Origin of the sequence: Stenotrophomonas sp. YIM B06876, assembly GCF_030711595.1 — a bacterium.
Lineage (GTDB): Bacteria > Pseudomonadota > Gammaproteobacteria > Xanthomonadales > Xanthomonadaceae > Stenotrophomonas.
In genome coordinates, this window is the sequence record NZ_JAUJUJ010000010.1 from 1 (window position 1) to 24,399 (window position 24,399).

The 24,399-nt window shown below is 68.7% G+C and carries 20 protein-coding genes; 13 read left to right on the forward strand and 7 right to left on the reverse strand.

Features of this window, described 5'->3' with window-relative positions; genetic code table 11:
- Window positions 1-190: 190 nt before the first annotated feature.
- A complete protein-coding gene (gene tyrS, locus QZH66_RS06160) occupies window positions 191-1,402 on the reverse strand; it encodes a tyrosine--tRNA ligase (RefSeq protein ID WP_305805083.1) in 1,212 nt (403 codons plus the stop codon).
- Between the two features lie 168 nt (window positions 1,403-1,570).
- Here tyrS and QZH66_RS06165 point away from each other — a divergent pair, with 168 nt between their 5' ends.
- A complete protein-coding gene (locus tag QZH66_RS06165; protein ID WP_305805084.1) occupies window positions 1,571-3,025 on the forward strand; it encodes a peptidoglycan DD-metalloendopeptidase family protein in 1,455 nt (484 codons plus the stop codon).
- A gap of 74 nt (window positions 3,026-3,099) precedes the next feature.
- Window positions 3,100-4,227, forward strand: a complete 1,128-nt coding sequence (locus tag QZH66_RS06170) for an anhydro-N-acetylmuramic acid kinase (RefSeq protein WP_305805085.1) — start codon at window positions 3,100-3,102, stop codon at window positions 4,225-4,227.
- 226 nt (window positions 4,228-4,453) lie between these two features.
- On the opposite strand, the gene QZH66_RS06175 is transcribed toward QZH66_RS06170, so the two are convergent.
- The 3 genes from QZH66_RS06175 to QZH66_RS06185 form a co-directional block, all read right to left on the reverse strand.
- On the reverse strand, window positions 4,454-4,681 hold the full coding sequence (locus tag QZH66_RS06175; RefSeq protein ID WP_305805086.1) for a hypothetical protein: 228 nt from the start codon (window positions 4,679-4,681) through the stop codon (window positions 4,454-4,456).
- An 82-nt stretch (window positions 4,682-4,763) separates the two neighbouring features.
- Window positions 4,764-6,056, reverse strand: coding sequence for an MFS transporter (locus QZH66_RS06180; protein WP_305805087.1), 1,293 nt, complete (start codon window positions 6,054-6,056; stop codon window positions 4,764-4,766).
- Complete coding sequence (locus QZH66_RS06185; RefSeq protein WP_305805088.1) at window positions 6,053-6,853, reverse strand: exodeoxyribonuclease III; 801 nt, start codon at window positions 6,851-6,853, stop codon at window positions 6,053-6,055. The genes QZH66_RS06180 and QZH66_RS06185 overlap by 4 nt, the downstream gene beginning before the upstream one ends.
- Window positions 6,854-6,965: 112 nt before the next feature.
- Between QZH66_RS06185 and pyrE the strand changes: the two genes are divergently transcribed.
- The 8 genes from pyrE (at window position 6,966) to QZH66_RS06225 (ending at window position 16,669) form a co-directional block, all read left to right on the forward strand.
- Entirely contained in the window at window positions 6,966-7,625 is a 660-nt protein-coding gene (gene pyrE / locus QZH66_RS06190; protein WP_305805089.1) for an orotate phosphoribosyltransferase, read from the forward strand.
- A gap of 18 nt (window positions 7,626-7,643) precedes the next feature.
- Window positions 7,644-8,309 (forward strand): hypothetical protein, encoded by a 666-nt coding sequence (locus QZH66_RS06195; protein WP_305805150.1) that lies wholly within the window; start codon window positions 7,644-7,646, stop codon window positions 8,307-8,309.
- Window positions 8,310-8,718: 409 nt separating this feature from the next.
- Window positions 8,719-8,811 (forward strand): potassium-transporting ATPase subunit F, encoded by a 93-nt coding sequence (locus QZH66_RS06200; protein WP_305805090.1) that lies wholly within the window; start codon window positions 8,719-8,721, stop codon window positions 8,809-8,811.
- 10 nt (window positions 8,812-8,821) lie between these two features.
- Complete coding sequence (gene kdpA, locus QZH66_RS06205; protein ID WP_305805091.1) at window positions 8,822-10,558, forward strand: potassium-transporting ATPase subunit KdpA; 1,737 nt, start codon at window positions 8,822-8,824, stop codon at window positions 10,556-10,558.
- The gene (gene kdpB / locus QZH66_RS06210; protein ID WP_305805092.1) at window positions 10,555-12,612 is read left to right on the forward strand and encodes a potassium-transporting ATPase subunit KdpB; all 2,058 of its coding nucleotides are present in this window, start codon (window positions 10,555-10,557) and stop codon (window positions 12,610-12,612) included. Before kdpA ends, kdpB begins: the two co-directional genes overlap by 4 nt.
- Complete coding sequence (gene kdpC, locus QZH66_RS06215; protein ID WP_305805093.1) at window positions 12,609-13,247, forward strand: potassium-transporting ATPase subunit KdpC; 639 nt, start codon at window positions 12,609-12,611, stop codon at window positions 13,245-13,247. The genes kdpB and kdpC overlap by 4 nt, the downstream gene beginning before the upstream one ends.
- A gap of 37 nt (window positions 13,248-13,284) precedes the next feature.
- Window positions 13,285-15,945 carry a sensor histidine kinase KdpD gene (locus QZH66_RS06220; RefSeq protein ID WP_305805094.1) on the forward strand — a complete coding sequence of 887 codons (2,661 nt, stop codon included), beginning with the start codon at window positions 13,285-13,287 and terminating at the stop codon, window positions 15,943-15,945.
- Complete coding sequence (locus tag QZH66_RS06225; protein WP_305805095.1) at window positions 15,926-16,669, forward strand: response regulator transcription factor; 744 nt, start codon at window positions 15,926-15,928, stop codon at window positions 16,667-16,669. Before QZH66_RS06220 ends, QZH66_RS06225 begins: the two co-directional genes overlap by 20 nt.
- 80 nt (window positions 16,670-16,749) lie before the next feature.
- Here QZH66_RS06225 and QZH66_RS06230 read toward each other — a convergent pair whose 3' ends face one another.
- The 3 genes from QZH66_RS06230 to coaBC are packed head-to-tail and all read right to left on the reverse strand — an operon-like array spanning window position 16,750 to window position 20,825.
- Window positions 16,750-19,080: a phosphomannomutase/phosphoglucomutase gene (locus tag QZH66_RS06230; RefSeq protein ID WP_305805096.1), complete on the reverse strand. Its 2,331-nt coding sequence runs from the start codon at window positions 19,078-19,080 to the stop codon at window positions 16,750-16,752.
- A 15-nt stretch (window positions 19,081-19,095) separates the two neighbouring features.
- Entirely contained in the window at window positions 19,096-19,569 is a 474-nt protein-coding gene (dut, locus tag QZH66_RS06235) for a dUTP diphosphatase (RefSeq protein ID WP_305805097.1), read from the reverse strand.
- On the reverse strand, window positions 19,566-20,825 hold the full coding sequence (gene coaBC, locus QZH66_RS06240) for a bifunctional phosphopantothenoylcysteine decarboxylase/phosphopantothenate--cysteine ligase CoaBC (RefSeq protein WP_305805098.1): 1,260 nt from the start codon (window positions 20,823-20,825) through the stop codon (window positions 19,566-19,568). The genes dut and coaBC overlap by 4 nt, the downstream gene beginning before the upstream one ends.
- Window positions 20,826-20,921: 96 nt before the next feature.
- Here coaBC and radC point away from each other — a divergent pair, with 96 nt between their 5' ends.
- From radC to QZH66_RS06255, 3 genes are all read left to right on the forward strand, one after another.
- Window positions 20,922-21,596 carry a DNA repair protein RadC gene (gene radC, locus QZH66_RS06245; RefSeq protein WP_305805099.1) on the forward strand — a complete coding sequence of 225 codons (675 nt, stop codon included), beginning with the start codon at window positions 20,922-20,924 and terminating at the stop codon, window positions 21,594-21,596.
- A 126-nt stretch (window positions 21,597-21,722) separates the two neighbouring features.
- Entirely contained in the window at window positions 21,723-23,411 is a 1,689-nt protein-coding gene (argS, locus tag QZH66_RS06250; protein ID WP_305805100.1) for an arginine--tRNA ligase, read from the forward strand.
- A gap of 18 nt (window positions 23,412-23,429) precedes the next feature.
- The gene (locus tag QZH66_RS06255; RefSeq protein ID WP_305805101.1) at window positions 23,430-24,302 is read left to right on the forward strand and encodes an SPOR domain-containing protein; all 873 of its coding nucleotides are present in this window, start codon (window positions 23,430-23,432) and stop codon (window positions 24,300-24,302) included.
- Window positions 24,303-24,399: the final 97 nt, after the last annotated feature.

The following is a 24,399-nucleotide window of genomic DNA, read 5'->3' on the forward strand; positions in this document are numbered from 1 at the left end:
CTAGTATGTCAGGCTTTTTGTTTCCGTCAACCGCTTCTTTCGAAGCAGCTGATTTCCCGGTCTTTCGCAGTGGCCGCCTTGCGGTGGCCCCCGCGTCGGGGGAGGTGAAGTATGTGCCTGTTTCCGGGGTTTGTGAAGGGGGGCTGGCACTTTATTTCTGCCCGCCCCTTTGCAGGACCGGAGGCGCGCTTCAGGCAGCAACAAGCAGGACGCGCGCGAAAGTACGCTTGCCCACCTGCAGCAATCCTTCGAATCCGGGTTGGAATACCTGCTGGGCGTCTTCCACCACACCTCCATCCACCTTCACCGCCCGCTCCTTGAGCTTGCGCGAGGCCTCGGAGTTGCTTGGCGTCAGACCCGCCGCCGTCAGCAGCGCACCGATGCGCAGGCCTTCGGCCGGAATGGTGACTTCCTGCAGCGGCAACTGGGTGATATCGCCCTGTCCGGTCACCGCGGCGTTCCAGCCGGCAATGGCCTGCCCGGCGGCGGCGGCATCGTGGAAACGCGTGGCCAGCTCGCGCGCCAGGCGCAGCTTGATCTCACGCGGGTTGATCGTGCCGGCCTCGACGTCGGCGCGCAGCTGCCTGGCCTCTTCAATGGAGATGTCGAAGCTGAGCAGGTCGATCCAGCGCCACATCAAGGTGTCATCCACCTTCATGGTCTTGGTGACGATGTCGATGGCCGGTTCGCTGATGCCGATGTAGTTGCCCAGCGACTTGGACATCTTGTTGACGCCGTCCAGACCCTCCAGCAGCGGCATGGTCAGCACGATCTGCGGCTTCTGGCCGTAGTGCTCCTGCAGGCCACGGCCCATCAGCAGATTGAATTTCTGGTCGGTACCGCCGAGTTCCACATCGCACTCCAGCGCCACCGAGTCGTAGCCCTGCACCAGCGGATACAGGAACTCGTGGATGGCGATGGACTGCTGGGCGGCGTAGCGCTTGGCGAAGTCGTCGCGCTCGAGCATGCGCGCCACGGTGTGCTGCCCGGCCAGGCGGATCATGTCGGCCGCGCCCATCTTGCCGAACCACTCCGAGTTGAAGCGCACCTCGGTCTTTTCCCGGTCCAGCACCTTGAACACCTGCTCCTCATAGGTGCGGGCGTTGGCGAGCACGTCTTCACGGCTGAGCGGCTTGCGGGTGATGTTCTTGCCGGAGGGGTCACCGATCATGCCGGTGAAGTCGCCGATCAGGAAAATCACCTGGTGGCCGAGATCCTGGAACTGGCGCAGCTTGTTCAACAGCACGGTGTGGCCCAGGTGCAGGTCCGGCGCGGTGGGGTCGAAACCGGCCTTGATCCGCAACGGCCGGCCGCTTTGCAGGCGCTCACGCAGCTCTTCCACTTTGAGGATTTCATCGGCACCACGACCGATCAGGGCAAGGGCTTCTTCAATGGGGGACACACTAAAACTCCCGGCTTCGCCGTCAAGAACATGAATGGTGTTAATTGCAAGTTAATCACGCCAGAAACCTGAAAAGCCATACGGCTCAATGGTTTGACGCGGTCTTCATAGGTGTCTATGTTACCCGCGTTTGGGCCCGCGATCCGGGTCGACCAGAGAACCCGACTGATGCTGAATTCCGAGCAAGGCCTCGCCCGCAAGCAGCGCTTCAAGCAACGCCTCAACGTCCTGCACGACACTGCCCTGCATCGGAAGCTGAAACGGCACCTTCCCGCCGCATTCAATGAACGCTGGACCCGGCGCCATTGGATCCATGCCAGCCTGTTCGTGACCATCGGCGCCCTCGCCGCCACGATCGTGCCGGGCTTCTCCAACGCCATCGATGCGCCGATGCCGTTCGCGCATTCCACGCTGGCGTTGCCGCTGCCGCCGCTGTCACTGGCCCGCCAGAGCGAAACCCCCGGCGACAGCTGGCAGATCCTGCGGGTGCAGCCGGGACAGACGCTGAGCAACCTGTTTGAACAGGCCGGTATCCCGGCCACGGTGATGCACCGCGTGCTCGAGCATCCCGGCACGCGCGAAGTCCTGACCCGGTTGCGCCCCGGCGCCGAGATCGCTTTCGACCTGCCGGTCAATGGCGAGCTGCGCACGTTGCGCTTCGACCGCGACCCCAGCCACCGCGTCGAGCTGTCGCTGAAAGGGGATGACATCCGCGAAAAAGTGATGGAGCGCGTCAGCACCACGCGCACCGTGGTCGCCAGCGGCCAGATCAGCAGCTCGCTGTATGCGGCCGGGCGCAAGGCCGGGCTGACGCCTTCGGCGATCGCCACGATGACCGACGAGATCTTCAAATACGACATCGACTTCTCCAAAGACCTGCAGCCGGGCGACCGCTTCAGCGTGGTCATGGATGAAACCTGGCGCGAAGGCGAGCGCATCGATACCAGCAAGATCCTGGCGGCCACCTTCGTCACCGGCGGCAAGACCTACAGCGGCTTCCGCTTCGAGCGGGCCGGCAAGGCCGAATATTTCGACATCAACGGCCGGCCGCTGAAGAAGAGCTTCATCCGCTCGCCGATCCAGTTCGCCCGTTTGAGCTCGAACTTCGGTTCGCGCCGGCACCCGGTGTTGGGCACGATGCGCATGCACAAGGGCGTGGACTACGCCGCCCGTACCGGCACCCCGATCATGGCCGCCGGCGACGCGCGCGTGCAGTTCGCCGGCACCCAGCGCGGCTACGGCAATGTGGTGATCCTGGACCACGGCCGCGGCCACACCACGCTGTACGGGCACATGTCGCGCCTGGGCAGCTACCGCACCGGCCAGCGCGTGGCGCAGGGTCAGGTGATCGGCTATGTCGGTTCCACCGGCATGTCGACCGGGCCGCACTTGCACTACGAATTCCGCGTCAATGGCGTGCACCGCAACCCGCTGTCGGTGACGATGCCGCCGCCCGAACCGCTCAAGGGTGCCGACCTGGCGGCGTTCCGTGCCCAGACCTCGCCGGCGCTGGCACGCATCCAGGGCATGGAAAAACTGATCTATGCCGACGCCGGTCCGGCCAAACCGGCCCGTGGCACCACCGCCAGCGTGACCGCCGCGGGCGGCGGCAAACAAGGCTGACGGCCTGCACGATACGATTGACGGCACCGGCGCCGGGCAACGAAGCTCAGCGCCTGTCCATCTGACCTGCCCCCATGCCCATCGCCGTTGATCCGCAGCTTCCGCTTTTTTTAGGCCTGATGTCCGGCACCAGTGCCGACGGTATCGACGCGGCGCTGGTGCAGTTTCCCGAAACTGGCGGTTGCCGTTTCGTGTACGGCCATACCCACGCATGGGCGCCGGCAACGCGGGCCGCGCTGATCGCATTGGGCCAGGGTGCCGATCTCCGCTCGCTGGACGAACTGGGGCAACTGGATGCCACCGTGGCGATCGCCTTCGCCGAGGCGGCCAACCAGCTGCTGGCGCTGGCCGCGGTAGACCGGACACAGGTGCTGGCGATCGGCTCGCACGGGCAGACCATCCGCCACCGGCCGCTGGCCGACCCGGCCTTCACCTGGCAGCTGGGCGACGGCAACCGCATCGCCGAGCTGACCGGGATCACCACGGTGGCCGACTTCCGCCGCCGCGATGTCGCTGCCGGCGGTCATGGCGCGCCGCTGATGCCGGCTTTCCATCAGGCCATGCTCGGCGCGGCCGACGAAGACCGGGCCATCCTCAATCTGGGCGGGATAGCCAACCTGAGCCTGATCGGGCGCGACGGCGGCATTCTCGGTTTCGATACCGGCCCGGCCAATGCCCTGCTCGACAGCTGGTGCCAGCGCCACCGCGGCCAGCCCTATGACGCCGACGGCGCATTTGCGGCCAGCGGCCGGTTCGATGACGCCCTGCTCGCCCGCTTGCGCGCCGAGGCCTGGTTCGCGTTGCCGCCGCCCAAGAGCACCGGCCGTGAACAGTTCCATCTGGACTGGGTGGAATCGCACCTGGGAGGCAGCCCGATTTCAGCCGCCGACGTGCAGGCCACCCTGCTCGAACTGACCGCCGCGACGGTGGCCGATGCCCTGCTCACCCATCTGCCGCAAGTGCGGCGCCTGCTGCTGTGCGGCGGCGGCGTGCGCAATCCGCAGCTGGTGCGGCGGCTGGGCATGCGGCTGCCGGGTGTCATCCTGCAGTCCAGCGCCGAGCACGGGCTGGACCCGGATTACCTGGAAGCGATGGGATTTGCCTGGCTGGCGCGGGAAACCCTTGCCGGCCGAGCCGGCAACCTGCCCAGTGTCAGCGGCGCGCGTGGACCGCGCATCCTCGGCGCGATCCACCCGGCCTGAGGCCGGCTGCCGCCCCCGTGCCGCAACCGCAGGATCTGCGCGCACCGGATCGGCAATCTCCCTACGCCTGAAAAAAATCGGCGCACACGCACCTGCTGCATGGCGCGCGCCCCACGCGCGCGCGCGCCGTAGATCACAGCTATCGCGCTTCTGCCGGCCGCAGCGTGCGCCAACGGCTCCCGCGCCTATCCGGCCGGCCTTCGACGCCGGCGCAACGGGCGCGGCACTATGGGCTGGCAACGTCGGGCAGGTCGCGCAACGCGCTGATCGCCTCACGCAGCGCGTCTTCCTCGGAAGTGGCAAAACCGCCGCGCGCCTCGCCTTCAATCGCGAACAGTCCCTGCTCCAGCAGTACCAGACAGGTCTGTTCACGGGTCCAGCCGCGGGCGACGGCCAGCCGCAGGATGCGTTCAAGCAGGACCGGATCCACGTCCCGCAGTGTCAGATCGGCCATATGTACTCCGGTTGGCAAACGTACCGCCCCCCACGGCACCTCAGCGCGCATGATCCGACAGCCGCTGGCGCTTTGGCAACGCTCAGCGCGCCGCGTGTTCGCGGATCCGCGGCCACAGCCAGATCAGCAGCAGCAGGGTCGGAATGACCGTGGTGGAACTGAGCAGGAAGAAGGTGCTGTACGAGGTGGCCTCGACGATATAGCCGGACACCCCGCCGACGAATTTGCCCGGCAGGTTGGCCAGCGACACCAGCAATGCGTACTGGGTGGCGGTGAAGTTGCGGTCGGTCAGCGAGGACATGAAGGCGACCAGCACGGTGCCGGCAAACCCCTGGAACAGGTTGTCGGCACTGAGCGCGGCATAGAACGCCCACAGCTGCCCGGGGTTGTGCGCCATCAGCAGGAAGGCCAGGTTGGACAGGCCCACGCCCAGCGCCGCCACCAGCAGCATGCGGCGGAAACCGAACGCGGCCACGGCCACGCCACCGATGAAGGCGCCGCCGATCCCCACCCACACCCCGAACAGTTTGGAGACGGTGGCGATATCGGCCTTGCTGAACCCCGAGTCCAGATAGAACGGACCGGCCATCACCCCGATCACCTGGTCGGGGAACTTGTACAGGCCGACGAAGGCCAGCAGCACCAGCGCCAGCACCGTGCCGTTGCCGCTGAAGAAACTGGCAATCGGCTGCCAGAACGCACCGGCGAAATCGATCCGCCGCTGGATCCGCGACTGCGGCTGCTCCGGCTCGCGGCACAGCAGGGTGGTGAGGATCGGCAGTAGCATCAGCGCCGACATCGCCAGGTACGCCACGATCCAGCCTTCGAACTGGGCCAGATACAGCGCGCCGGCCCCGGCCAGGATCAGGCCGATGCGGTAACCCAGGGTGTAGGTGGCGGCCAGCGCCGCCTGCGCGCTTTCCGGGGCGATCTCGATGCGGTAGGCGTCGACCACCGAATCCTGGGTGGCCCCGGCAAACGAGGCCACCAGCACCCACAGCACCAGCGGGATAACTCCCAGTTCGGGTTGCACGAACGCCAGCCCGAACAGGCCACCGACCACGCCCAGCTGCGAGGCCAGCAGCCACGACCGGCGCCGGCCGAGGAACGCTGTCAACGGGAACGCGTAGCGGTCGATCAGCGGCGCCCACACGAATTTGAGCAGGTAGAAGAAGCTGGCCAGGCTGATCAGGCCGATGCTGCCCAGATCCAGCCCGATATCGCGCAGCCGGGTGGACAACGTCTGCGAGGCGATCAGCAGGAACGGCAGGCCGCTGCCGAAACCGAGCAACGCCATGGTCAGCGCCGACGGCGTACCGAACGCGCGCTTGATTCCGGCCCAACCCTTGTACGACGCCGGGGCGGCCTCGCTCATGGAGCGAAATCCACCGTGAACGGGGCGTGGTCGGAGAACCACTGCTCGCGGTAGATCGAACAGCCACGCAGGCGCTCGCGCAGGCCCGGGGTGAGCAGCTGGTAGTCGATGCGCCAGCCGACGTTGTTGGCGCGGGCGGCGCCGCGGTTGCTCCACCAGGTGTAGTCCTGGCCTTCCGGGTGCAGCGCGCGGTAGGCGTCCACCCAGCCACGGCCGGCGGCCGGGTCGGCCTGATCGGGCAGATCGGCGCACAGCCCGTTGAGCCAGTCACGCTCCTCGGGCAGGCAGCCGGAGTTTTTCTGGTTGGACTTCCAGTTCCGGATATCCAGCGCAGTGCGCACGATGTTCCAGTCGCCGCACAGCACGTAGTCGCGGCCGCTGGCCAACCACTGCTCGAGGATCGGCCGCAGCCATTGCATCACCTCGAACTTGAAGCCCTGGCGCAACTCGCCCGACGACCCGGACGGAATATAGAACGACACCACGCTGAGGTTGCCGAAGCGGGCCTCGATGTAACGGCCCTCGTCATCGAACGGCGCCCAGCCCAGCGCGGTGCGCACCTCGTCGGGCTCGCGCCTGCTGTAGATCGCCACGCCGCTGTAGCCCTTCCTGGTGATCGCATCGCGGTAGAAACAATGGTGACCGTCGGGACGGAACATGGGGTCGCTCAGCTGGGTCTCCTGCGCCTTGGTTTCCTGGAGGCACAGCACATCGGCGTCCTGGGCGCGGAACCAGTCGAGAAACCCCTTGGTGGCGGCGGAACGGATGCCGTTGGCATTGAAGCTGATGATGCGCATGGAAAACCGGTAGCTAAGGCGGGAACCGGCAAAAGCATACCTGCTTGCACCAGCATTCCCCGCAGCCATGCTTTACGCTTTGCATCTTTCCGTACCGCAACCGGCCCTGCCCATGAGTGACCACCGTTCCCGTTTCCTGCAGCTGGCACTGAACGCCGACGCGCTGCGTTTTGGCCAGTTCACGCTCAAATCCGGGCGGGTCAGCCCGTATTTCTTCAATGCCGGCCGTTTCGACACCGGCCTGGCGCTGGCCCAGCTGGGCAACTGCTATGCCGACGCGATCGAGGCCGCCGGCATGGCCTACGACCAGCTGTTCGGCCCGGCCTACAAGGGCATTCCGCTGGCCACCGCGATCGCCTGCGAGCTGTCGCACCGCGGCCGCAATCTGCCGCTGACCTTCAACCGCAAGGAGGCCAAGGAGCACGGCGAGGGCGGCAACCTGATCGGCGCCGACATGGCCGGCAGGCGGGTGCTGATCGTCGATGACGTGATCACCGCCGGCACCGCCATCCGCGAGGCGCTGGCGATCATCCGTGCCGCCGGCGGCATCCCGGCCGGGATCGTGGTGGCGCTGGACCGCCAGGAAGTGGCCTCCGGGCAGGATCCGCGCTCGGCCGCGCAGGCGGTGGCCGAGGAGGCGGGCATTCCGGTGGTGGCCGTGGCCAACCTCGGCGACCTGCTTGCATTCGCCTCGGGAAACCCGGAACTTGTCGGCTACCGCGAACCGTTGCTGGCCTACCGGGCCCGCTACGGAAGCCAACCGTCAGGCTGACAGCAGGGGGCTGCCATGATGCCGAGCTTTTCCAAAACCGCTGCGCTGGCACTGGCCGTGCTGGCAGCGCTGGCGCTGCCGGCGGCCGCGCAGCCCAGGGACGGTACGCCGTCCAAGAAACTGTATTGCTGGGACGAAGGTCCGCGCCGGATCTGTTCGGACACGCTGCCACCGGAGGCGGTGAACAGCGCGCGCGACGAATTCAACGCCCGCAGCGGGCTGCGCAGCGGCGAAGTGCAGCGCGCGCTCACCGCCGAGGAACGCATCGCGGTGGCCGCCGAGGAGGCGCAACGCCGGGTCGACCAGGCCGCGGTGGACACCCGCCGCCGCACCGAGCAGGCGATGCTGGCCACCTTCCAGAGCGAGGACGAACTGCGGCGCGTGTTCAAAGAGCGCATCGGCATCGTCGACAACAACGTCGAGACCGCCCGCTACAACGTCGCCAGCCTGCGCGACGCGCTGGCCACCCAGCTGCGCACCGCCGGTGACCGCGAGCTGGCCGGGCAGAAGATCGGCGACAAACAAGTCGCCGATATCCGCCAGCGCCACTCCGAGCTGTTGTTGCAGAAGCGCATGCAGGCTTCGTTTGAACAGCAACGGCAGGCACTGGACGTGGAGATCGAACAGACCGTGGCCCGCTACCGCCTGCTCAAGGGCATCGACCACGACGCGCCGGCCGGCTGAGCGGCGACGCACCGGTCCACTGCAAGGGCGGCCCCATGGGCCGCCCTTTTTCATGGTCCATGGTTGCGCCGCTGGCGGTGGAAGCCGGGGGGTGTCGTTTCCATGCCGCCCGCACCGGCTGTCCGCGACCAGCGCGGCGCCTCTTCATGCGCGGCCCGTCGCACCCGGGTTTTACGCACTTTTTACGGAGCCGCCCGCGGCGACCGATAGCGCCTTTATGCGCGGCGGCGGGACCATGGCCTCCGCAGTGGAACGGTTCCACCGGAGGGGCTTCCATGCTTTCACAGACCTTCGGTGTCCCTGGCCGTCTACTGCGGACGTTGCCGTTGTTTCTTCACTGCCGTGGCCGTCGGCACCGGTCCCGCGCCAGCGCCGGCGCGTGCGCAGCCACGTTCGCGAGGTCCTGACCATGCCTGTCTGGCTTTCCATGGTATGCGGCGCGGTGGTGCTCATCGCCGCGGCCTACCTGCTGTACGTCGTGCTCCGGCCCGGATCCGTCTGAGCGGCCGACCATGATCGAGATGCTGCTGATCCCCCTGGCCACCATCGCGCTGGCCTTCCCGCTGGGCCTGTATCTGGCGCGCGTGATGCGCGGCGGGCCGATGCGGGGCGATGCGCTGTTCGGACTGATCGAACAGCCGTTGTACCGGCTGCTCGGGGTAAGCCCGGCGCACGGAATGTCCTGGCGCGGCTATGCCGGCGCGTTCGTGCTGAACAACGCGGTGATCGGGGTGCTGGCGATGACGGTGTTCATGACCCAGGCCTGGCTGCCGCTCAACCCCGACCAGATTCCGAACATGCGCTGGGACACCGCGCTGCACACCACGGTGTCGTTCCTGACCAACACCAACCAGCAGCACTACGCCGGCCAGGCACAGCTGTCCTACCTGGCGCAGATGACCGCGATCACCGGCCTGCAGGTGGTGACGCCGATGATGGGCCTGGCGCTGGCGGTGGCCACGCTGCGGGCACTGTTCGGCGCACGCGGTGAGGCCGCCCCCCCCGTGGACGCCGGGTTGCCGGATGCCGACCGGCACATTGCGGTCGGCAACTACTACGTCGATGTGATCCGCGCCTGCGTGCGTTTCATGCTGCCGCTGTGCCTGCTGTGGGCGCTGCTGCTGACCAGCCAGGGCGTACCGGCGACGCTGGCCGGCGGCCCGCGGGCGACCCCGGTCGACACGTCCGCCGGCATGGCCACGCAGAAGATCCCGCTCGGCCCGGTGGCGGCGATGGTGGCGGCCAAACAGCTGGGCACCAATGGCGGCGGCTGGTACGGCCCCAACAGTGCGATGCCGCTGGAAAACCCGACCCCGCTGTCCAACGCGCTGGAACTGGGCGGCATCCTGCTGATTCCGGTCAGCGTGGTGTTCATGCTCGGCGCATTCACCGGGCGCAAGCGGCTGGCGGGGCTGGTATTTGCCTGCATGCTGACGATGTCCGTGCTTTCCAGCGCCGCCACGGTATGGCTGGAAGGGCACCCGGGCAGGAGCGCCACCTTGCCGTTGCTGATGGAGGGCAAGGAGGTGCGCTTCGGCGCCGACGCCACCGCGTTGTGGGCGGCGTTCACCACCCAGACGTCCAATGGCTCGGTCAACGGCATGCATGACTCGTTCAGCCCGCTGGGCGGTGCGGTGCCGATGGTCAACATGCTGGTCAATGCGATCTGGGGCGGCATCGGCTGCGGCCTGCAGCAGTTCTTCGTGTACCTGCTGCTGGGGGTGTTCCTGGCCGGGCTGATGACCGGGCGCACCCCGGAACTGTTCGGCCGCAAGCTGGAAACGCCGCAGATCCGCCTGCTGGCGCTGCTGGTGCTGCTGCAGCCGATCACGGTGCTGGGCTTCACCGCGCTGACCCTGGCGATGCCGACGGTGGCCGGCACCTCCAACCCCGGCTTCCATGGCATCAGCCAGGTGTTCTACGAGTATGTGTCGGCCTTTGCCAACAACGGGTCGGGCTTTGCCGGACTGGGCAACACCACGCCGTGGTGGAACCTGAGCTGCACCGCGGTGCTGCTGCTGGGTCGCTATCCGGCGCTGCTGGTGCCGCTGGTCGTGGCCGCGCAACTGGCCGGCAAACGCCGCGCGCCCGAATCGGTCGGCACGTTGCAGATTGAAACCCCGACCTTCGCGCTGACCCTGATCGCACTGATCACCATCCTGACGGTGCTGCAGTTCATGCCGGCCCTGGTACTGGGCCCGGTGGCCGAGCACCTGTCGCTGATCCCGCACGCAGAGCTCCGCCCATGAGCCACCAGCCGCATTCATCGCACTCCCGCCATCGTCCCCGCCCACCGCTGCTGGATGCCGCCGGCCTGCGCCGGGCGCTGCACGACGCGGTGCTCAAACTTTCGCCGCGCCACCTGCTGCACAGCCCGGTGATGGCGGTGGTGATGGCCGGCACCGCGCTGGGCCTGCTGATCACCGTGAGCGGCACCAGCCCGCCCGGCTTTGGCCTGGCGGTCAGCGCGATCCTGCTGCTGACGGTGCTGTTCGGCAATTTCGCCGAAGCGGTGGCCGAGGCCCGTGGCCGCGGTCAGGCCGCCTCGCTGCGGCGCGCCCGCCAGGACCTGAGCGCACGCCGGCTGGCAACCGCCAATCCGGATGCGGCGCAAACCCGGGTGCCGGCCGCCGAACTGCGGCCGGGCGAGCATGTGATCGTCAGTGCCGGTGAGCTGATTCCGGCCGATGGCGAGATCGTGCAGGGCCTGGCCACCATCAACGAGGCAGCGGTGACCGGGGAATCGGCGCCGGTGCTGCGCGAGGCGGGCACCGACCGCAGCGGCGTGATTGGCGGCACCAAGGTGCTGTCCGACCAGATCATCGTAAGGATCACCGCCGAACCCGGGCACAGCTTCCTGGACCGGATGATCGCGCTGGTGGAAGGCGCCAACCGGCAGAAAACCCCGAACGAGATCGCCTTGACCCTGCTGTTGGCGGCGATGACCCTGACCTTTCTGGTGGTGGTGGCGACGCTGCCGGCGATTGCCGCCTTCGTCGGGGTGCAGGTCGATCCGCTGCTGTTGATCGCGCTGCTGGTGTGCCTGATTCCCACCACCATCGGCGGACTGCTGCCGGCCATCGGCATTGCCGGCATGAACCGGGCGCTGGCCGCCAACGTGCTGGCCAAGTCCGGCAAGGCGGTGGAAGTGGCCGGCGACATCGATGTGCTGCTGCTGGACAAGACCGGCACCATCACCTACGGCGACCGCCAGGCCACGCATTTCCATGCGCTGGCCGCGATCGACACCACGCAACTGCGCGAGGCCGCGCTGCTGTCCTCGCTGGCCGACCCGACCCCGGAGGGGAAGTCGATCGTGCGCCTGGCGCGCGAACAGGGCTGCAGCACCGCCGAGCCGGACCGCCCCGAGTACCTGGCCTTCAGCGCGCAGACGCGCATGTCCGGGGTCGATCTGGACGGCGGCCGCCGGATCCGCAAGGGCGCCGCCGATGCGATCACCGCGCATGTGCGCGAGCTCGGCGGCAGCGTGCCGGCCGAGCTGCAGGGGCGGGTGGAACAGGTGGCGCGCAAAGGCGCCACCCCGCTGGTGGTGAGTGATGGCCGCCACGTGCTGGGCGTGGTCGAGCTGGCCGATGTGGTCAAGCACGGCATGCGCGAGAAATTCGCGCAGCTGCGGGCGATGGGCATCCGCACGGTGATGATCACCGGCGACAACCCGCTGACCGCCGCCGCCATCGCCGCCGAGGCCGGGGTGGACGATTACATCGCCCAGGCGCGGCCGGAAGACAAACTGGCACGGATCCGCGCCGAACAGGCCGGCGGGCGGCTGGTGGCGATGGTCGGCGACGGCACCAACGACGCCCCGGCGCTGGCCCAGGCCGACATCGGCCTGGCGATGAATTCCGGCACTCAGGCGGCCAAGGAGGCCGGCAACATGGTCGATCTGGACTCGGACCCGGCCAAGCTGCTGGCGGTGGTGGAAGTGGGCAAGCAGCAGCTGATCACCCGTGGTGCGCTGACCACCTTCTCGCTGGCCAACGATGTGTCCAAGTATTTCGCGATCCTGCCGGCGCTGTTTGCCGCCGCGGTACCGGGCATGGCGGCGCTCAACGTGATGCAGCTGTCGAACCCGCGCAACGCGGTGCTGGCGGCGCTGATCTTCAACGCGCTGATCATCCCGGCACTGATTCCGCTGGCGCTGCGCGGTGTGCGCTTCCGACCGGCCAGCGCCACCGTGCTGCTGCGCCGGAACATGCTGCTCTATGGCGTTGGCGGGGTGCTGTTGCCGTTCGTGGCGATCAAGGCGATCGACCTCCTGCTCCGCCTGGTATCGGGCCCATGAAACAGCCGTTTTCCGCTGGGCCGCGCGCGCCCACCCACCCGCCCGCCGCCGCTGCGCTGCAGCAACACGGCGCGTTGCGTCCGGCGCTCGGCCTGGGCATCGCCAGCCTGTTGCTGTTCGGCCTGCTCTACGCACTGGCCGGCACCGGCGCCGGCCGGGCGCTGTTCCCGGCCCAGGCCAACGGCAGCCTGATCGTGCGCGATGGCCAGGTGCGTGGCTCGGCGCTGCTGGCGCAGCCATTCGCCGCCGCCGGCTACTTCCAGCCACGGCCCTCGGCGGCGAACTACGATCCGATGGCCGCGGCCGGCAGCAATCTGGCCCGCAGCAATCCGGCGTTGCAGAGGCGGGTGCGGCAGGCGATCGCCGCGGTCGCCCGGCGCGAAGGCGTGGCCGCCGCCGAGGTGCCCGGCGACCTGGTCACCCAGTCCGGTGCCGGCATGGATCCACAGATTTCACCGCAGGCCGCGCGGATCCAGGTCGCCCGGGTCGCCCGCGCGCGCGGGCTGTCGCCGGCCCGGGTGGCCGCGCTGGTGCAGGCGCATACCGAAGCAGCGCAATGGGGGGTGTTCGGCCAACCGCGGGTCAATGTGTTGCAGCTGAACCTGGCCCTGGACGCGCGGCAGGCCACGCCGTGATGCGGCCGGCGCCACCACGGGCGCACAATCGCCGCCCATGAGCGACCCCCGTTCCCGCCAGGCCGATGCCCTGGTCGAAGGCCTGCAACGCGAAGCCGGCGGCAAGCTGACCGTGTTCCTCGGCGCCGCGCCCGGCGTCGGCAAAACCTTCAGCATGCTCACCCGGGCGCACGAACAGCTGCGCCGCGGCGTGGACGTGATGGTCGGGCTGGTCGAAACCCATGGCCGCGCCGAGACCGCGGCGCTGCTGCAAGGGCTGCCGCAGGTGCCGCTGGCGCAGCTGCCGTACCAGCAGCGGCTGCTGCCGGAGATGGATCTGGATGCGCTGCTGGCACGGCATCCGGCGCTGGTGCTGGTGGACGAGCTGGCCCACCGCAATGCCCCCGGCAGCCGCCACGAGCGGCGCTGGCAGGACGTGATGGAACTGCTCGAAGCCGGCATCGATGTCTGGACCACGCTCAACATCCAGCATCTGGAAAGCCTCAACGATGTGGTCATGCGCATCACCGGGGTACGCGTGACCGAGACCGTGCCCGATGCGGTGCTCGACCGTCTGCATGACATCGTGCTGGTCGACCTGCCGCCGCGCGAGCTGATCGAGCGCCTGCAGCAGGGCAAGGTGTACGTGCCCGAGCAGGCGGCGCAGGCGCTGCAGGCGTTCTTCTCGCCGGCCAACCTCACCGCATTGCGCGAACTGGCGATGCAGGAGGCCGCCGACCGCGTCGATACCAGCCTGCGCGAGACCCGCGCCGCCCAGGGCGAAGGCAACCTGCCGCTGCGGCGGCGGGTGCTGGTGGCGATCGATGGCGGCGGCCAGAGCGAATACCTGGTGCGGGTGGCGCGGCGTATCGCCGAACGCCGCGATGCGCCGTGGATGGTGGTCACTGTGCAGACCCACCACCACGATGAAGCCACCCGCCGCGAGATTGACGCCGCCTTCGCGCTGGCACGCCGGCTCGGCGGCGACAGCGCGCTGCTGCACGGCCCCAGCGTGGCCGATGCGCTGCTCGACCACGCCGCCCACAACAGCGTCTCCACCCTGATTCTGGGGCGCACCCGCGAACGGCCGCTGGCGCGCCTGTTCAACCGCACCCTGACCCAGCAGCTGATCCAGCGCGGCGCGCACTACGAGATCACCATCATCAGCACCCCGCAGGCGCGGGCCCAGGCGCGCCGTTTCGGCCTGGCGCTGCCGACGCGCAGTGCCGGCCGGGACGCGCTGCAGGCCGTGGGGGGCACTGTGGCCGCCTGTCTGGTGGCGCTGCTCGCCGAGCGCTGGGTGGAGCTGTATGACCTGTCGATGGTGTTCATCGTGGCGGTGGTGATCACCGCGGCGCGTACCCGCACCAGCGCCGCGGTGCTGGCCGCGACGCTGTGCTTTCTGGCCTACAACTTTTTCTTCATCGCGCCGCGCTTCACCTTTGCGATCAGCGCGCGCCAGGGCGTGATCACCGTGTTCCTGTTCCTGGCCGCCGCACTGGTGGCCGGGCGCCTGGCCTCGCGCCTGCGCATGCAGGTGGTGGCATTGCGCGCGGCCAACCGCCACGCCAATGCCCGGCAGATGCTGGGCCGGCGGCTGGCCAGCGCCGCCAACAACGAGCAGGTCGCCCAGGCCGGCCGCGAAGCACTGCAACAGGCACTGGACGCACCGGCGTGGTTGCGCATCGGCCACGACACCAGCACCAGCGGCAGTGCCGCCCCCGGCGAGACCGACCTGGCCGCGGCCGACTGGGCGCTGCGCCACGGCCAGCCCAGCGGCCGCTTCACCGACACGCTGGCCGGCGCCGACTGGTGGTTCCTGCCGCTGCTCGATGGCGACGCGCACGCGGTGGGCGTGGCCGGCATGCGTTTCGGACGCCACCACACCCGGCTGGCGCCGGAGCAGCGGCAACTGGCCGAAGCGATGGCCGACGACATCGCCCTGGCCGCGCAGCGCGCGCAGCTGGTGGCCGACTTGGAAAGCGCCCATGTCAGCAACGAAACCGAGCGCCTGCGTTCGGCGCTGCTGTCGTCGGTGTCGCACGACCTGCGCTCGCCGCTGGCGGCGATCATCGGCTCGGCCGACAGCCTGTCCAGCTATGCCGAGGCGATGGATGCCGGTGACCGGCAAGCCCTGCTCGACACCATCCTGATCGAAGGCGAGCGCCTGGACCGCTACATCCAGAACCTGCTGGACATGACCCGGCTCGGCCATGACGGACTGAAGATCAACCGCGACTGGATCGGCGTGGACGAACTGGTTGGCTCGGCGGCCCGACGGCTGCAGCGCTATCAGCCCGACGTGCGCCTGCAGCTGGAGATTCCCGCCACACTGGCGCCGATCTGGGTGCACCCGGCACTGGTGGAACAGGCGCTGTTCAACGTGATGGAGAACGCGGCCAGGTTCTCCCCGCCCGGGGCCGCGGTCGAGGTCCAGGCGCGGCAGGTGGACAACGAACTGCGCATCGACATCCTCGACTCCGGCCCCGGCATCCCCGACGAGGAACGCGCGCGCATCTTCGACATGTTCTACAGCGTCGAACGCGGCGATCGCGGCCGCCATGGCACCGGTCTGGGGCTGACCATCTGCCAGGGCATGATCGGCGCCCACGGCGGCCACGTGCAGGCCCTGCCCGGACGCGACGGTCGCGGTACCCTGATCCGCATCACCCTGCCGCTGCTGCGTCCGCATCCCGACGATGACCACGCCCCTGCCTGATCCCGCCACCGGCGTGCCGCCCGCACGTGTGCTGGTGATCGACGATGAAACCCAGATCCGGCGTTTCCTCGACATCAGCCTGCGCACCCAGGGTTACCGGGTTCTGCAGGCCGGCGATGGCCAGGCCGGGCTGGCGCTGCTGGCCACCGAAGGCGCCGAACTGGTGATCCTGGATCTGGGCCTGCCGGACATGGAAGGCCACCAGGTGCTGGCCGAACTGCGCCAGTGGAGCCAGGTGCCGGTGATCATGCTGACAGTGCGCGCCGACGAGGCGGAGAAAGTGCGCACGCTGGACAGCGGCGCCAACGACTACGTGACCAAGCCATTCGGCATCCAGGAGCTGATGGCGCGGATCCGCGCGTTGCTGCGCACACATGCCGCCGCCAGCGATGGCGGCGCGGTGCAGTTCGACGACGGCCACCTGCAGATCGACCTGCAGCGCCGCGAAGTGAAGCTGCAAGGTGAGCCGGTCGCACTGTCCCGCAAGGAATACGCACTGCTGTCGCTGCTGCTGCGCAATGCCGGGCGGGTGGTGACGCAGCCGCAGATCCTGCAGGAGGTGTGGGGGCCGAGCCACCGCCACGACACCCATTACCTGCGCATCCTGGTGGGCAAGCTGCGCCACAAGCTGGGCGATTCGGCGCTGGATTCACGCTATCTGTTCACCGAACCCGGGGTGGGCCTGCGTTTCTGCGACGAGGCGCGCCCGCGCCGCCGCGAATAACCCGCCGCGGATTCCAGCGCGGCGCGCCACTGCCGGGCTCAGCGTCGGGCACACACAGGGCGCGCGTGCCCGCTTCGGGGTCAGAACGTCAGCTCCACGCCCGGCAGCAGCTGCTGCAGCTGGTTGCGGAACAGGTGCTTGATCCGCTCCAGCGCGGCCTCGTCGTTGGCCTCGAACCGCAGCACCAGCACCGGGGTGGTGTTGGAGGCACGCACCAGGCCCCAGCCATCGCTGAAGTCGGCGCGCAGACCGTCGATGGTGGACAGCCGTGCGGCGGCGAAGGGCGAATCCTCGACCTGCACGGCGGCCACGAACAACGCCACCTGCGCATGCTGGGTACCTTCGGTGACCGGCAGCTTGAGCTCGGGCGTGGCCACGCTTTCGGGCAGCTCGGCCAACACCTCCGAGGGGTCCTCATCGCGCTGGGCGAGGATTTCCAGCAACCGCGCCGCCGAATACAGGCCGTCGTCGAACCCGTACCAGCGCTCCTTGAAGAAGAAGTGGCCGCTCATCTCGCCGGCCAGCTCGGCGTCGGTCTCGCGCATCTTGGCCTTGATCAGCGAATGCCCGGTCTTCCACATCATCGGGCTGCCACCGTGGCGCAGCACGTAGTCGGACAGCTTGCCGCTGCATTTGACGTCGTAGATCACCATCGCGCCGGGATTGCGTTGCAGCACATCGGCGGCAAACAGCATCAACAGGCGGTCGGGATAGATGATCTTGCCCTCGCGGGTGACCACGCCCAGGCGGTCGCCATCGCCATCGAACGCGAGCCCGATATCGGCGTCGAAACGCTTTACGGTCTGGATCAGGTCCTGCAGGTTTTCCGGCTCGCCGGGATCGGGATGGTGGTTGGGGAAACTGCCATCGACATCGCAGTACAGCGGAATGACTTCCGCGCCGATCGCTTCGAGCAGTTGCTGCGCCACCGCCCCGGCCACGCCATTGCCGGCATCGGCCACCACCTTGAGCGGGCGGTCCAGCTGCACGTCATCGGCGATGCGCTGCACGTAATCGGCCATCACCTCGCGCGGCTGCACGCTGCCCGGTTCGGCGGCCGTGTGCAGGCGGCCCTCGCTGATCCGCGCGTACAGCTCGGTGATGGCGTCACCGGACAGGGTTTCACCGCCGATCACGATCTTGAAGCCGTTGTAGTCCGGCGGATTGTGGCTGCCGGTCACCGCCACGCAGCTGCCGGCGCGCAGGTGGTAGCTGGCGAAATACACCACCGGGGTCGGCGCCAGGCCGATATCGAACACCTCGCAGCCGGCGCGACGCAGCCCTTCGATCAGGCCCTCGCTCAACTCCGGCCCGGACAGGCGGCCGTCGCGGCCCACCACGATGTCGCGCAGGCCCTGGGCCTGCATCACGCTGCCGATGGCCTGGCCGATCAACGTGGCCACGCCCGGGTTGAGGTCGCTGCCGACCACGCCGCGGATGTCGTAGGCACGGAAAATACCCGCCGCCACCGCCTGCCCCGCCATCGCCGGAGCCGCCTCGCCGTCGCTGCGGCGGGGGCTGGCCACCGGCAACGGCGCCTCCTCCAGGCTCTGTTGCAGGGTCGGGCCGCTATCGTCGGTTTCTCCGGCCAGTTTGCGGCGCGGCAAACGCACCCGGCCCTTGCCCAGCACCAGCAGCCCCGCCACCAGCAGCAACAGCACGGCCACCACCAGCGAGGGAATTGCCCCCAGGCCGAACGGCCCGGCGTTGACGTCCGGCACCGCCGCGGCTACCCGCAGCCCGCTCTTGCCAATGGGCCGCGCCAGCGCCTCGGCGCCCGTACCCAGGGCAGTGCTGCCCTGCTCGATCACATTGTGGCCGCCCTGGCGCAGGGCCAGATAGGCACTGCCCGGGCCATGGACCTCGTCGAACACCCCGGTCAGGCGCAGCAGCGGCTGGCGCACGTAGACCACCGCAGGCTGATCACCGAGCATCACCGGTGCCGACAGCCCCAGGCGCTGGCTGCCGTCATCGCGCACCACCCGGCCCACCGGCTGCTCATCGGCCAGCGCCATTTCCAGCAGCGCCAGGCGCGAATAGCCGAACGCGGCCGGATCGCGGTAGGCCTGCTCCAGCGTGGCCGGCAGCACCTGCACATCCTCCACCCCGGGCCATTGTTCGCGGATCGCCAGCGCCGCAGCGTGCGCATCAGCGCGCGCCAGTGCCGCCTTCACCGGTCCGGTTTGCAGCTGCCTGGCCAGCTGCGCGGTCTGCGCATCGAGCGCGCCCTGCAAGCCGGTGACGATGCGGTCGCGCGCGGCTTCCAGGCTCGTCGCAACGCCCGCCTGGCGCCACTGCGCCACGCCACTCCAGCCGAACCAGCCGGCCAACAGCAGTAAAAGTACCGCCAGCAGCGGTGTCGACCTGCCAAACGAAGCGTGCGGACGCCCGCCGTGATTCCCATCGCTCATCGTGACTGTCCCCTGTCAGCGCACCCCGGTATGGCCGAATCCACCCGTTCCCCGCGCACTGTCGAGGAAAGTATCCACCACCTGCAACGCCACGCGCGTTAAAGGCAGCACCACCAGTTGCGCGATGCGGTCGCCGGGCTGGATGGTGAAGGGTTCGCGGCCGCGGTTCCAGGCGCTGATCAGCAGCGGTCCCTGGTAATCGGCGTCGATCAGCCCGGTGCCGTTGCCGAGCACGATGCCGTGGCGGTGGCCCAGTCCCGAGCGCGGCAACACCACCGCGCACAACCCCGGGTCACCGATATGGATGGCGATGCCGCTGGGCAGCAGTGCCGCGTCACCGGGTTCGAGCGTCACGGGCGCTTCGATCGCCGCGCGCAGGTCCAGGCCGGCACTGGATTCGGTGGCATAGCCCGGCAACGGCCATTCGTCGCCAAAACGGGGGTCGAGCAGTTTCACCTGCAGCGGCTGCAGCGCGTTTCCATCATTCATGCATCCAACCTCTCGGCGATCAGGTCCAGCAGCTGTTCGGCCAGCCGGGTCTTGGCGGTACCCGGGAATTCGCGCTGGCCGCCATTCCAGTAGGCCACGGCCGCGTTCTGGTCGCTCTCAAAACCATTGCCGGCGATGCCGACCTGGTTGGCGATGATCAGATCCAGATGCTTGGCGACCAGCTTGCCGCGCGCGTACTTCTCCACATCGTGGGTCTCGGCGGCAAAGCCGACCACCAGCTTCAGCGCCTGGGTCTGTGCGGCCACTTCGGCCAGGATGTCCGGCGTGCGCACCAGCTCCAGCGTCAGCGTCTGGCTGGCGGCGGTCTTCTTCAGCTTCTGCGCCGCGACCGCGCGCGGGGTGTAGTCGGCCACGGCCGCCGCACCGATATAGATGTCGGCCGGCAGCGCGGCCAGCACCGCCTCGCGCATCTGCGCCGCCGAACGCACATCCACGCGCTGCACCCCTGCCGGCGTCGGCAACTGCACCGGACCACTGACCAGCACCACCTGCGCACCGTGGCGCGCGGCGGCGGCGGCCAGCGCATAGCCCATCTTGCCGCTGGAGCGGTTGCCGACATAGCGCACCGGGTCCAGATCTTCATAGGTGGGACCGGCACTGATGACCACCCGCAGCCCGCGCAGGCGCGACTCACCCGCAGTCGCGGCAGTGCCGCCGGGGCTGATCGCGACCAGCGCGGCGATGATGGCGGGGACGTCACTGAGCCGGCCCGGGCCGGATTCGCCCTCGGCCAGCGGGCCGTCCTCCGGCCCGATCACCTGCGCGCCGCGCTGCTGCAGCAACGCGATATTGGCCTGGGTGGCCGGATGCAGCCACATGCGGTGGTTCATCGCCGGACACACGGTCAGCGGCGCGGTGGTGGCCAGGCACAGCGTGGTCACCAGGTCATCGGCATGGCCGTGCGCCAGCCGTGCCAGCAGGTCCGCGGTGGCCGGGGCGACCACGATGCGATCGGCCCAGCGTGCCAGTTCGATATGCCCCATCGCCTGCTCGGCGGCACTGTCCCACAGCGTGGTGCGGGTCGGTTGGCCCGACAGCGCCTGGAAACTGAGCGGGGTCACGAACTGCTGCGCCCCGGCGGTCATGGCCACCTGCACCTGCGCCCCGGCATCGCGCAGGCGCCGTACCAGCTCCAAGGATTTGTAGGCGGCAATGCCACCGCCGACACACAGCAGCAGCTTCTGGCCTTCCAGCGGGCGCGCCTGCACCGGGGAAGCATGTTGAGAGCCGGTCACGTGGGGAAATTCCTACCCGAACAAGAATGTTTAGCTTACCCGAAGGGTCCCGCGCGCCCGATAGGCGCGCGTCGGCGCAAGCGCCAGTGTGGGGCCATGCACATCCGCGACTGGCCCACCGCCGAGCGTCCCCGTGAAAAGCTGCTGGCGCGTGGCCCCGGCGCGCTGTCCGATGCCGAGCTGCTGGCCATTTTCCTCGGTTCGGGGCTGCGCGGCCGCGATGCGGTGCAGACCTCGCGCGACCTGCTGCATGACCACGGCCCGCTGCGGCGCCTGCTCGACCGCGAACCGGGCGATCTGGCCAAACTGCCGGGACTGGGACCGGCCCGTGCCTGCAAGCTGGCCGCCGCGCTGGAACTGGGCCAGCGCCACCTGGCCGCCGATCTGGAGCGCGGCGCCGCCCTCAGTGACCCGATGGCTGCCGGCCGCTATTTCGCCCAGCGCCTGCGACCGCGTCCGTTCGAGGTGTTTGCCGCCCTGTTCCTGGACACCCGCCACCGCGCCCTGGCGTTCGAAGAGCTGTTCACCGGCACCATCGATGGCGCCGAAGTCCACCCGCGCGAAGTGGTCCGCCGTGCACTGGTCCACAACGCCGCGGCGGTGATCGTCGGCCACAACCATCCCTCCGGCAATCCGGAGCCCTCGGCCGCCGACCGCGCGGTCACCCAGCGCCTGCGCCACGCCCTGGAGCTGGTGGACGTGCGCCTGCTGGACCATTTCGTGATCGGCGATGGCACGGCCGTGTCGCTGGCCGCACGCGGCTGGGTCTGACTCCGGCATGCCGGCGGCCTGTTCAGGCTACTGACTGGGGCCAATCAACGCCGTCTTGAATACGTGGCGGCCAGCAGGCGCGCGGTCGGGTAAAATGGGCAGTTCCGCGCTTCAAGCAGATATCACGTGAAACCCCAACTCCGCGCCCTGATCGGCCAAGGCATCGAAGCCTTGCGCGCCAACGGCAGCCTGCCTGCCGACACCCTGCCGCCGGACTTCGTGGTCGAACGGCCCAAGACCCGTGAGCACGGCGACTTCGCCACCAACGCCGCGATGCTGCTGGCCAAGGCGGCGCGCAGCAATCCGCGCGCACTGGCCCAGGCGCTGGTCGCCGCGTTGCCCGCCAGCGACGACATCACCCAGGTAGAGATCGCCGGCCCGGGCTTCATCAATTTCCATCTCTCGCCCCACGCCTATCAGCGTGAAATCGCCACGGTCATCAAGGTAGGCGCCGATTACGGCCGCAACCTGGCCGGCAATGGCCGCACCGTGGGCGTGGAATACGTCTCGGCCAATCCGACCGGGCCGCTGCATGTCGGCCACGGTCGCGCGGCCGCCATCGGTGACTGCCTGGCGCGCCTGCTGGAAATGAACGGCTGGAACACCAAGCGCGAGTACTACTACAACGATGCCGGGGTGCAGATTGAAAATCTCGCCCTGTCGGTACAGGCGCGGGCCCAGGGCCTGCAGCCGGACGACGCCGGCTGGCCGGAGTCGGGCTACCGCGGCGACTACATCGCTGAAGTGGCACGCGCGTATCTGGCAGGTGAGTCGGTGGATCTGGAAGGCAACGTCGTCATCGGCGAGCGTGATGCCGGCAATCTCGACGCGATCCGCCGTTTTGCCGTGGCATACCTGCGCAACGAGCAGAACCAGGACCTGGCCGCGTTCGGCGTGGATTTCGACATCTACTTCCTGGAAAGCTCGCTGTACAAGGACGGCAAGGTCGAAGAGACCGTCGCCCAGCTCAACGCCGCCGGCCACACCTACGAGGAAGGTGGCGCGCTGTGGCTGCGTTCGACCGACTTCGGTGACGACAAGGACCGCGTGATGCGCAAGTCCGACGGCAGCTACACCTACTTCCTGCCGGACGTGGCCTACCACCTGAGCAAGTGGCAGCGCGGCTACGAGCGTGCGATCACCGAACTGGGGGCCGATCATCACGGCTCGCTGGCGCGCGTGCGCGCCGGCCTGCAGGCGCTGGACGTCGGCATTCCCAAGGGCTGGCCGGAATACGTGCTGCACCAGATGGTGACGGTGATGCGCGGCGGCGAGGAAGTGAAGCTGTCCAAGCGTGCCGGCAGCTACCTGACCCTGCGCGACCTGATCGAGGAAGCCGGGCGCGATGCCACCCGCTGGTTCCTGATCGCGCGCAAGCCCGATTCGCAGCTGACCTTCGATATCGACCTAGCCCGCCAGCAGAGCAACGACAACCCGGTGTTCTACGTGCAGTACGCGCACGCGCGGGTCTGCTCGCTGCTGCGCCAGGCCCACGAAAAAGGCCTGGATTACGTGCAGGCCGAGGGGCTGGCCGCGTTGCCGCAGCTCGACGATGCCGCATCGCTGGAGCTGATGAACGAAATTTCGCGTTATCCGGAAGTGGTCGAAGCCGCCGGCATCGCGCTGGAGCCGCACCAAATCGCGCAGTACCTGCGTGAATTGGCCCACGCTTTCCACACGTGGTATCACGGGACACCGGTGCTGGTGGACGATGCGGCCGCGCGCAACGCCCGGCTGACCCTGGCCTCGGCCGCTGCGCAGGTGCTGGCCAACGGCCTGGACATCCTGGGCGTGTCGGCTCCGGAAAAGATGTAAGTCGAGGAGATCCCGTAAATGGCAGCACGACGCGGCAAAACCCAGGCACGGCGCAACAGCAACCAGGGCACCCCCGGCTGGGTGTGGCTGGTGGCCGGTGTGGCCATCGCCGCGGTGGCGTTTCTGGCAGCGCCCAACCTGTTCAAGACCGAGGGTGACGGCTTCCTGCGCGTGGGCCCGCATCCCAACCCGGATGCGCAGCCGGCGCCGGTGACCGATGTCGACGTGGATGCGGCGGCGGAACTGCCGCGTCCGGCAGCGCGGGCTGGCAACGACCAAGCCGCGAAATCCGCCGCCACCCAGTACGACTTCTACACATTGCTGCCGGGCAAGGAAGTACAGATGTCCGACGCCGAACTGGCCGCCAGCGCCCGCGCCGAGGAACTGCGCCGCACCCAGCAGGCCGCACGCGGCGGAGAAAGCAGCGAAGCACAGCGCGCGCAGGCCGCACTGGAAGGGCGCCCGCTGCCGGCGGCCCTCCCGGCCGCGCTGCCGGCAGCGGTCAGCGAAGCCGCGCGCCAGCCGACGCCGGTGCCGGAAACCCCGCCAACGCGCCCGACCCAGGTCGCCAGCGCCACCCCGGTACCGACGGTTGCAGCCAGCGAACCCAAGGCGGCATTGACACCGGCGCTGGCGCCGGAAACCGCTGCCAGCGACAACGTGCGCTACATCCTGCAAGCCGGCGCCTTCGGGGCCTCCGGCGACGCCGAAGCCACCAAGGCCAAGCTGGCCATGATGGGGTTGGCCGCGCGGGTGGAATCGGCGCAGATCAGCGGCAAGACCGTCTACCGCGTGCGCATGGGCCCATATGGAACCGCCAGCGAGCTGGCCGAAGCCAAGGCCAAGCTCAATGGCAGCGGCCTGCAGGCCATGGCGATCAAGGCGCAGTAACCCGCGCCACGCCAATGCTGGACCACGGAAAGCCCGGCCCCGCGCCGGGCTTTTGCTTTTCAAAAAAGCCGCGCGTGGTGGTCGCCTGTTGCCTCCG